The organism is Candidatus Hepatincolaceae symbiont of Strigamia maritima (assembly GCF_055505085.1).
Genome location: NZ_DBKDTU010000128.1, coordinates 1 through 9,540, shown reverse-complemented (window position 1 = coordinate 9,540; position 9,540 = coordinate 1). Strand labels below are relative to the sequence as shown.

The window sequence follows — 9,540 nt, the reverse complement described above, 5'->3', positions numbered from 1 at the left end:
TCCATAGAGCCTCAATTTATATTATAATATGCATTAGCAAAGAATAAAAAGTATATTTTATTAGTGTAGCACTAGGAGAAATTATGAAAAATATTATGCAAATGATGCAAAAGGCCCAAGAGTTTCAAACTTCCATGGAGACTTTCCAAAAAACTTTTGAAGCTTCTCAATTTATAGGTTCCTCAGGCGGAGATTTAGTTAAGGTAACTATTAAAGGCAACGGTGATGAAATTGCTAAAATAGAAGTTGATGACAGCTTAATTAAAGTAGAAGATAAAGATATGATGACAGATTTAATTGCCGCAGCCTATAACGATGCCAAGAAAAAAGCTACTTTAGAACATAAAGAAAAAATGAAAGAGCTAACCGGTGGGCTTTCCCTACCAGGAGGCATAAAAATTCCCGGGTTATTTTAGTTTTTTATTATGCATAACAACCAACTTTTTAATGATATGCTGGCTTTACTAGGTAGACTTCCCAGTATAGGACCTAGAAGTGCCAGAAGAATCCTAATTGATTTAATTAAACGCAAAGAGCAAGTGTTGTTCCCTTTAATTGAACATTTAAATGGTTTGTATAGTAAGGCCTTAGTATGTTCAAGCTGTTTTAATATAGATGTTACTAATCCCTGCTCTATTTGTACTTCAGAAAATCGCAATAAGAGTATTGTATGTGCTGTTGAAGATATTTCTGCTCTTTGGGCAATTGAGAGAAGTAAGGCATATAACGGTTTATATTTTGTATTAGGTGGTACTTTATCGGCATTACACGGACAAAACCCTACTACCCTTAATATTCCTGTGCTCTTAGAGCGTATTAATACTGAGCAAATTGGCGAGCTCATTCTGGCAACCTCCCCCACAGTAGAGGGACAAACTACTGCTCATTACATTCATGACTGTTTAAACAATAACCAGATTAAAACTACTATGTTAGCTCAGGGCATTCCTATCGGAGGAGAAATTGATTATCTTGATGATATCACCTTAAATACTGCTATAAATTTAAGAAAAAATCTTTAAATCATTGTATTTTATATAACCATAGAAAGTAGGAAATTATCATGCCTAAATTACTAGCAATATCATTTTATCCTAATAAACTTTTAACTACCAAAGCCAATTTTATAGAAGTTATAGATGATAGTATTAGAGAATTAGCAAAAGATATGCTCTTGACTATGTATGAGAATAAGGGTATTGGTTTAGCAGCAAATCAGGTTGGAGTGCTAAAGCAACTGATTGTAATAGATTTACAAAAAGACGAATTTCGGCAACCTTTAATTCTAATTAATCCCAAAATACTTAATAAATCTCAAGAATTATCAAGTTATGAAGAAGGATGTTTATCACTACCTTTTGTTAAAGCAGAAATCCAAAGACCTGCTATCATTGAAATTTTTTATTTAGATTTAGAAAATAATGAGCATACTCTTCAAGTCGAGGGGTTATTAGCAACTTGCATACAACATGAAGTAGATCACCTAAATGGTATTTTATTTTTTAAACATTTATCTAAACTCAAAAAAGATTTACTATTAAAAACATATAATAAGGAACGTAAAGCTAATAAAAATAAAGGCATTGAACTTAAAACTCCTACAGCAGAACATTCCGAATGAAAATAGGTTTTATGGGAAGCCCTCTTGTTGCGGCTATGATTCTAGAAAATTTATTAAAGCACGATATTAAGATTTATAGCGTGTATACTAAAAAAGCAAAACCATCAGGCAGAGGACATAAAATTACCCCAAGTCCGGTTGCAAAAATAGCTCTAAAGCATAATATTTCCCTCAAAACTCCTAAATCTTTAAAAACAGATGAGTTTATTCAAGAATTTCAAGCAATCGCTTTTGATTTAGTTATTGTAGTAGCTTACGGCTTAATTCTTCCGCCAAAAATTCTTGCAACACCTAAGTACGGTTGTATTAACGTACATGCATCTCTTTTGCCTAAATTTAGAGGTGCAGCACCTATTCAACGTGCTATAGAATTCGGAGAGAAAATAACCGGTATCACTATTATGCAAATGGATAGCGGTTTAGATACAGGCGATATTTTACTAACAAAAGAACTTCCTATTACCACCACCACTACAGCAACAGATTTATTTCAACAATTACCTATTGTTAGCACAGAATTATTATTAAAGGTCCTTCCCCTAATAGAACAACAGAAACTAACTCCTATCAAGCAAGATAACTCTTTAGCTACCTACGCTCAAATACTCTCAAAGGACGAGGGTAAAATTAATTTTTCAGAAACAGCTTTAACAATAGAGAGAAAAATTAGAGCTTTTAATCTTTTTCCAACTTCCTTTTTCTTATATAATAATGAATTAATTAAAGTAATTTCTGCAGAGATAGTAATTATGGATACTAAGAATTATCAATACGGAGAAGTAATAGATGCAGAGAATATAGTAATAGCTACTAAACAAAATGCTCTTAAACTTAACAAATTACAAAGACCAGGTAAAAATCCTTTGTTATTTCAAGAATTTCTCAAGGGTTTTATTATTAAAAAGGGAACTATCTTACAATAAATTTAACTAACTATGAAAACTATCAATGCAATCTAACTCTAATAATTCATACCAACACAAGGGTAAGATGGGGAGGATCCTCTGCCCAGTTTGTGAAAATAATAATAATAAATTTCTCTACAGCCTCAAAAGAATTTCTACAATCTATAAACTTCTACAGTGTAATAATTGCTCCTTAGTATTTTACGATTATCATGCTCTTAAAATTCAAGATTTTTATCTTGATGAGCATTACTTTGAGACACCCTCAAATAATAATGCTTTATCAACCAATCATAAATCCTATGAAGCAACTAGTAATTTTTTATATAAAGAAAAACAAATTAGAAAAAACTTATTAACTTCCCCTGAGTATACCAGTGTGTTAGATATTGGTTGTGCTACGGTTATTTTTTAAAGGTTCTTCAAGATAATAATTATTACAATGTAGAAGGTAGTGAAAGTAACTCTTTTGCTTGTAAAAAAGCCCATGAATTATTGGGTAAAGAAATTACCAACGGCTTCTTTGAGTAGGGAGTTACCCTAATAACTCCTTTAATTTAGTTACAGGCTTTCAACTAATTGAGCATATTCCTAACCCTAACAACTTTATTAGTAATATATATAATGTCCTGAAAAAAGATGGATTATTAGTTTTATGCACCGGTGATATATTATCTCAATTAAGTAAAATCTTAGGTAAGTATTGGCATTACTATTTATTACCGGAACATATTATTTATTATAGTAAAAAATCTATTACTTATCTTTTAGAAAAACAGGGATTTAAAGTACATAAAATAGTTGATGAAAATGCTCCTTATTCTTTAGGATATCTCTTTTGGAAAATCAACCGTATTTATTGTAATAATAAATTAACTTTTCTTGAGAAATTTATAGATAACACTGTAGGAAAATTAATCCTGCCAGTAAATTTTTTTGATTTTTTTGATATGTTAACCGTTTATGCATATAAAAAATAATAAATCATAAAAGTATAAATTTTTACTTAATTTTCCGGTAACTTTTATATATACTATTTATATAGTATTCTTAATGATTCTTTTTGGAGTTTTTATCATGAAATATATAATAATTGCGTTATGTGCATTAACCTCTTTTGCTTATGCAACGGTAAGAGAACAAATTAAAATTGCTGGATCGGGTACAGTATATCCTTTTGCAATTGTAATTGCAGAAACCTTTGCAAAACTTAATAATCTTAAAACTCCGACTGTAGAAGCCATTGGGAGCGGAGCAGGACTTAAAATGTTTTGTGGCGGGGTTGGCTTTAAACATCCTGATATAGCTAATGCTTCACGTAAAATAACCCCTGCTGAATTAGTACTTTGTAGTTCTAATGGGATAAAAAATCCTATAGAAATCAATTTTGGTTACGATGCTATTAGTGTGGTTTACCCTAAATCTTTAGGAAAAGTACAATTATCTACTAAAGAGCTTTTCTTAGCTTTAGCTCAGGAAGTTCCTAATAAAGAAGGGAAAATAGTTCCAAATTTCTATAAAACTTGGGCAGATATTAACCCTACATTACCTAACACACCAATTAAAGTAATAGGCCCTATGGCGGGCTCCGGTACTAGAGATACTTTTTTAGAATTAGTAATGGATGCTGGATGTTCTCTTATTCCAGAAATCAAGAATCTTAGTAATAAGAAACAAAAAAAGAGAATATGTAACAATATTAGAACAGATAATGCTTGGATGACCTTAGGAGATAACTATATTTTGGTCTTAAAAAAGGTACAAGACTCTAAAGATACTTTTGGTATTTTAGGGTATAGTTTTTTTGAACAAAATAAAAATAAAGTAAATGCTGTAACTATTAATGGGGTTGAACCAAACACTGCTACTTTAAAAAATAAAACCTACCCGCTATTTAGACCGCTTTTTATGTATGTAAAAAAAGAGCATCTTAAATTAGTAAAAAACTTACCGGATTACATAAATTATATTGTTAGTAGTAAGGTTATGGGTACTAATAGCTATTTAATAAAAAAAGGATTATTAACTTTAGATAAAAAAGAATATAATCAGGTAAGCATTCAAGTTAAAGCAGCTTTAAAAACAAAGTAAATGAATTTTATTATTTTTATACTACTTGCTATAATATTTATTATAGTCTATAAGTTATTAATTAAAAAAGCTACCAACGTTTTTAGTAATAGCTCTACGTATAAAAGTTCACAAATTAACTACTATAGGTATTATTTGTTATTATGGCTAATAATACCTGCTCTCTTTATTACTTTTATTTTTAATTTATCTGCCGACTTTATCATTAAGCATCTCTTAATCGCTGGATTATCTCCAAATCTTATAGATAAAACTGACCTTAAAGATTTATTTATTAATATTAAAAATTGTATCTTTTTTATTAATCAGCACAAAATAGAGCAGTGTGCTTTATTAGATGCAGATAACTATGATTTATTATTAGCATTATCCAGACAATATCTTTACTTAAAGCATAATTTACTCACTGCAGCTTACATAGTATATTCTATAGCTACTTTAATCATATTTTATTTTATTTATAAACGCTTAAATTCTAAGAGCAACTTCCAAAAAAATATTGAACGTATTGTTGAGTCCGGTTTATTATTATTAGCCTGTATTGCAATATTAACAACTCTAGGGATAATTTTATCTTTATTAATTGAGACCATTCATTTCTTTAAAGCAGTACCAATTCTTAACTTTTTATTCGGATTAAGGTGGGCACCGGAAAACGAATCTGATATTATCCATAGTTTCGGGCTTATTCCTTTATTAAACGGTACTGTATTAATTACTTTTATAGCAACCTTTATAGCAGTTGTTATTGGAGTTACTTCAGCAATTTATATGTCTGAATATTTAAGTATCAGATTTAGAAGAATCATCAAGCCATCCCTTGAAATTTTAGCAGGAATCCCTACAATTATTTACGGCTTCTTTGCAGCCATTACTGTGGGTCCTGCTTTAGTAAATTTCTTTGATTATTTTAATATTGAATTCTCTTCAGAAGGAGCTTTGGTTGCTGGTATTATTATGGGTATTATGATTACTCCTTTAATTTCCTCTATTAGTGATGATGTATTATGTGCAATCCCTGATAACATTAGGGAAGGAGCTTTAGGCGTAGGTTCTATGAAATATGAAATGATTTGTAAAATTTTATTACCCTATGCCATGCCAGGCATTATGGGTGGTATCCTTTTAGCAATTTCTAGAGCAATCGGAGAAACTATGATTGTAGTAATGGCTTCAGGACTTGCTGCAAATTTAACGCTTAATCCTTTAAATTCAGTTACTACTATCACAACTCAAATAGTAGTTATGTTACAAGGAGATCAAGAATTTAATAATCCTAAGACACTATCTGCCTTTGCTTTAGGAGCAGTTTTATTTATTATTACTTTAATTTTAAATATTATTGCTATGCTAATTATTAACAAATATAAAAAGAAATAATAAAATGCGATCCCGTTATTTTTATGAAAAACTTTTACGTTTCTCAGGTATCTCTGCAATTTCCTTGTTATTTATGGTCTTATTATATTTATTATCTTCTATAGTAATGAACGGCTATACTTCATTTTATACTCACTATGTTACTCTGGAAATATCTTGGTCTGAAGAATTACTGATCACAAAAGATAATTCTGACCTACACTATGCCAATTATGATGCACTAATTGATAATGCTCTACAAAAAATTAAACCCCTTCAGGATACTTTTTATGATACAGATTATATTGTCAGTAATCATGCCTTTTTTCAATTAAAAAATCGTTTACTAACAAATAAGAATCTTCTTGGAACTACTGAAACATTAGATTTTTTGGTAAGTTCTGAGGTTGATATGTATTTAAAAAAGCATATATCTGCTGAAGAACTCTCTGACTCTATGATCATAGATTTTTTGAAAATTCTTAAAGAAAATCATAATCTCAAAAGCTCATTCAATAAGTTTTTCTTTACGAATAGTGATTCTAGCAGTCCTGAATTAGCAGGAATTAAAGCTGCAGTTATTGGCTCTTTATATACTATATTAATAACTATTGTATGCTCTTTCTGTATCGGTGTTGGAGCTTCAATTTATCTTGAAAAGTTTGCTTCCCAGAATAAAATTACCTCATTTATTGAATTAAATATCAATAATCTAGCCGCCGTTCCTTCTATTGTATTTGGTCTTTTAGGGTTGGTGATTACAGAGAAATTAGGATTAATTCCCAGATCAACTCCCTTATTAGCAGGGGTAATACTAACTTTAATGTCTCTACCTACTATTATTATTTCTAGTAGAATTGCTATTAGAGCAACACCTAAAACTCTTGAAGAAGCAGCCTACGGAGTTGGAGCTTCAAAACATCAGGTAGTATTTCATCATCTTTTACCGGTTGCAATGCCTGGAATTTTAACAGGTTTAGTAATTAGTATGTCCCGTGCTATTGGTGAGACTGCTCCACTACTATTAATAGGTATGGTTGCTTTTAACGAATCGGTTCCTACCGGAATTTTATCTGCTGCTGTTGTATTGCCTGTACAAATATTGTTATGGTACTCTATCCCTGATACAGGATTTTTAGAAAAAACATCCGCGGTGATTATGATCTTATTAGTATTTTTACTTTCGGTAAACGCTGTCTCAATTTATTTACGTAATAAGTTTGAAACTAAATTTTAATAAGGGGTTTAATTTTGTTAGGAAAACAAAAAATTAATGTTACTAACGTCAATGTGTTTTATGGAAAGAAACAAGCATTATTTGATATAAATCTTCATATTTTAGAGAAGCAGGTTACTTCTCTTATAGGTCCCTCAGGTTGTGGAAAATCAACTTTTTTAAGGTGTATTAACCGTATGAATGATTTAATAGAATATTGCTCAATTATCGGCTCTATTAAAATAGATGATTTAGAAATAAATTCTTCAAAAATAGATCCCGTAGATATTCGAACTAGAATAGGTATGGTTTTTCAAAAACCTAACCCTTTTCCTAAAACTATTTTTGAAAATGTAGCCTATGGGTTAAAAATTCACAGACTCTTTTCCTCTAAACAAGATTTGGTAGAAAAAGTAGAATTAACTTTAGACAGAGTAGGGTTATTAGAAGAGGTAAAAGATAGATTATACGAATCTGCTATGAAACTCTCCGGCGGACAACAACAACGCCTGTGCATAGCCAGAACCCTAGCTATTAATCCTGAAGTTATCTTAATGGATGAGCCTTGTTCTGCATTAGATCCTATTGCTACAGCTAAGATTGAGAGTTTAATTGAAGAATTATCAGAAAATTATACAATAATTATAGTTACCCATTCTATGCAACAGGCAGCAAGAATCTCAAAAAATACTGCCTTCTTTCATTTGGGTAAATTGATAGAATTTGGAAAAACCCAAGACATCTTTAGTAACCCAAAAGAAAAACGCACTGAAGATTATATTAGTGGTAGAATTGGTTAAGAAAGAGAAGGCAATTAAAATGATATTATACCGAAAACATATTGTAAAGTCTTATGATAATGAGTTAAATCTTTTAAATAAAAATCTAAACCTAATGTTAGAATTAGTTATTAAACATATGAATTTATTAATTGGTTCAATTCAAGAAAACTCTAAAGAAACCTCCGAATTCATTATAGAAGCAGATGCAGAGATAAACCAGTTAAATTATAGTATTAATGCTTTATGTATTAATATTTTTAGCTTAAGGAATCCTGTAGCTTATGATTTAAGATTAGTTTTTTCTTCAAGTCATATTTCTATAAATTTAGAGAGAATCGGTGATAATATTAAAAACGTCGCTAAACATCAGCTATTTTTGGCTTTCCACAGTAATAGTATTGAAATTAAATTTTCTGAAATGATGAATCTTTTACTGGATATGCTCACCCAACTTAAAACTTGTTTTAAAACCTTAGATATTAAGTTAGCTAATAACATTATTTTAATGGATAATACTATAGACACCTTATATCATGATATTGGGAGATTATCTTTAGTAAAAATTCAAAAATCTCCTGATAATATTAATTCTTATTATAACTATTTACTTATGGCACGCTATTTAGAACGTATAGGTGATCATATTGTGAGTATTAATAAATATATTAGATATATATCTCAGGGAAGATTTTAATTTTCTAACGATAATACCCTAATAATTAAGAAAAATACCAAACTTTCTATCGACTACGCCTCTTAGCAGTTGGAGTAGGTGCTACTTGTTGTGTTATTGCATTAGAAGTTGGTTTTATCTTCTCTTTATTAACATCAAGCACTTTACCCTCACTCATCGGAGTCTCATTCATTTCTTCAAGTAATTCAAGATAAGTATCATTTTTCTTAATAGAATCTATAGATTTAGGAGAAAATAAATTGTAAGAGAAACCTATTTTAAAGATATTTGCTGTAAAATCAAAATCTTGATTATAAGCACTAATACCGTTAATAGAGGTGTTATACCGTTGATATTCTATATTAAAATTAAAATAAGTACTAATTTTATAGTACAAACCTGCTCCGTAATTTATAACATCTCTGGGAAGCATTGACGTATCTTCCTCATAAAAATAATAAACTCTTAGAATTCCTACAAAAACATATGGTTGAAAATTATTAAATAAATCTGCTCCGAATTTGAGGTTTTTAGAAGTTCCCTCATCAATATCTACAGCATTTGCTTTAGCTCTAGCACTGCTTGTTGATGAGTTAGTATAAACGTCAAAACGCATTTGTAAAGGTGAAAGCCCAAAAGTAGGTGAGATCCAGTATTTTTTATTTTTAGTTAAATAAATTTTACTTTCAGAATATATATTAGGGAGTATCGGATAATATTTACCCAAGATAAGATCCTTTGAAACTTTAGAATCGGTAAAAATATAATTACTATTAACAGAGGTCTCTATGGGTTTAAAAGTATAGCTATTATAATCTAAAAAAGATAGCTGTAATCCAACTCTATTTTCATATTGTATATCTGAAAAGATCGGAAGAGCGGTTCAGCAGGAA

General features: G+C 29.9%; 11 protein-coding genes and 1 pseudogene. 11 read left to right on the top strand and 1 reads right to left on the bottom strand.

Going from position 1 to position 9,540, the window contains the following annotated elements; translation table 11 throughout:
• Nucleotides 1-83 precede the first annotated feature (83 nt).
• The 11 genes and pseudogenes from ACQCX0_RS03305 to phoU all read left to right on the top strand — a co-directional run bounded on the left by ACQCX0_RS03305 (nt 84) and on the right by phoU (nt 8,668).
• Nucleotides 84-416 (top strand): YbaB/EbfC family nucleoid-associated protein, encoded by a 333-nt coding sequence (locus ACQCX0_RS03305; RefSeq protein ID WP_462562746.1) that lies wholly within the window; start codon nt 84-86, stop codon nt 414-416.
• Nucleotides 417-425: 9 nt separating this feature from the next.
• A complete protein-coding gene (gene recR / locus ACQCX0_RS03300; protein WP_462562745.1) occupies nt 426-1,022 on the top strand; it encodes a recombination mediator RecR in 597 nt (198 codons plus the stop codon).
• Nucleotides 1,023-1,063: 41 nt separating this feature from the next.
• On the top strand, nt 1,064-1,621 hold the full coding sequence (gene def, locus ACQCX0_RS03295) for a peptide deformylase (RefSeq protein ID WP_462562744.1): 558 nt from the start codon (nt 1,064-1,066) through the stop codon (nt 1,619-1,621).
• Nucleotides 1,618-2,544 carry a methionyl-tRNA formyltransferase gene (gene fmt / locus ACQCX0_RS03290; protein WP_462562743.1) on the top strand — a complete coding sequence of 309 codons (927 nt, stop codon included), beginning with the start codon at nt 1,618-1,620 and terminating at the stop codon, nt 2,542-2,544. Before def ends, fmt begins: the two co-directional genes overlap by 4 nt.
• Nucleotides 2,545-2,569: 25 nt before the next feature.
• The gene (locus ACQCX0_RS03285) at nt 2,570-2,941 is read left to right on the top strand and encodes a hypothetical protein (RefSeq protein WP_462562742.1); all 372 of its coding nucleotides are present in this window, start codon (nt 2,570-2,572) and stop codon (nt 2,939-2,941) included.
• Between the two features lie 133 nt (nt 2,942-3,074).
• Nucleotides 3,075-3,506 (top strand): annotated as a pseudogene (locus ACQCX0_RS03280) (methyltransferase domain-containing protein); the annotation flags it as partial.
• 97 nt (nt 3,507-3,603) lie between these two features.
• Nucleotides 3,604-4,617 carry a substrate-binding domain-containing protein gene (locus tag ACQCX0_RS03275; protein WP_462562741.1) on the top strand — a complete coding sequence of 338 codons (1,014 nt, stop codon included), beginning with the start codon at nt 3,604-3,606 and terminating at the stop codon, nt 4,615-4,617.
• On the top strand, nt 4,618-5,997 hold the full coding sequence (pstC, locus tag ACQCX0_RS03270; protein ID WP_462562740.1) for a phosphate ABC transporter permease subunit PstC: 1,380 nt from the start codon (nt 4,618-4,620) through the stop codon (nt 5,995-5,997).
• Nucleotides 5,998-6,001: 4 nt separating this feature from the next.
• The gene (gene pstA / locus ACQCX0_RS03265) at nt 6,002-7,213 is read left to right on the top strand and encodes a phosphate ABC transporter permease PstA (RefSeq protein ID WP_462562739.1); all 1,212 of its coding nucleotides are present in this window, start codon (nt 6,002-6,004) and stop codon (nt 7,211-7,213) included.
• Nucleotides 7,214-7,227: 14 nt separating this feature from the next.
• On the top strand, nt 7,228-7,992 hold the full coding sequence (gene pstB / locus ACQCX0_RS03260; protein WP_462562738.1) for a phosphate ABC transporter ATP-binding protein PstB: 765 nt from the start codon (nt 7,228-7,230) through the stop codon (nt 7,990-7,992).
• A 19-nt stretch (nt 7,993-8,011) separates the two neighbouring features.
• Entirely contained in the window at nt 8,012-8,668 is a 657-nt protein-coding gene (gene phoU / locus ACQCX0_RS03255) for a phosphate signaling complex protein PhoU (protein WP_462562737.1), read from the top strand.
• 46 nt (nt 8,669-8,714) lie between these two features.
• Here the strand turns inward: phoU and ACQCX0_RS03250 are convergent, their stop codons facing one another.
• Nucleotides 8,715-9,374, bottom strand: a complete 660-nt coding sequence (locus ACQCX0_RS03250) for an outer membrane protein (protein WP_465029874.1) — start codon at nt 9,372-9,374, stop codon at nt 8,715-8,717.
• Between the last annotated feature and the right edge of the window lie 166 nt (nt 9,375-9,540).

Excerpts from the sequence above, each read along its gene's own strand:
- ACQCX0_RS03305 (WP_462562746.1), top strand. The coding sequence starts at position 84 with ATGAAAAATATTATGCAAATGATGCAAAAGGCCCAAGAGTTTCAAACT.
- recR (WP_462562745.1), top strand. The coding sequence starts at position 426 with ATGCATAACAACCAACTTTTTAATGATATGCTGGCTTTACTAGGTAGA.
- def (WP_462562744.1), top strand. The coding sequence starts at position 1,064 with ATGCCTAAATTACTAGCAATATCATTTTATCCTAATAAACTTTTAACT.
- fmt (WP_462562743.1), top strand. The coding sequence starts at position 1,618 with ATGAAAATAGGTTTTATGGGAAGCCCTCTTGTTGCGGCTATGATTCTA.
- ACQCX0_RS03285 (WP_462562742.1), top strand. The coding sequence starts at position 2,570 with ATGCAATCTAACTCTAATAATTCATACCAACACAAGGGTAAGATGGGG.
- ACQCX0_RS03275 (WP_462562741.1), top strand. The coding sequence starts at position 3,604 with ATGAAATATATAATAATTGCGTTATGTGCATTAACCTCTTTTGCTTAT.
- pstC (WP_462562740.1), top strand. The coding sequence starts at position 4,618 with ATGAATTTTATTATTTTTATACTACTTGCTATAATATTTATTATAGTC.
- pstA (WP_462562739.1), top strand. The coding sequence starts at position 6,002 with ATGCGATCCCGTTATTTTTATGAAAAACTTTTACGTTTCTCAGGTATC.
- phoU (WP_462562737.1), top strand. The coding sequence starts at position 8,012 with ATGATATTATACCGAAAACATATTGTAAAGTCTTATGATAATGAGTTA.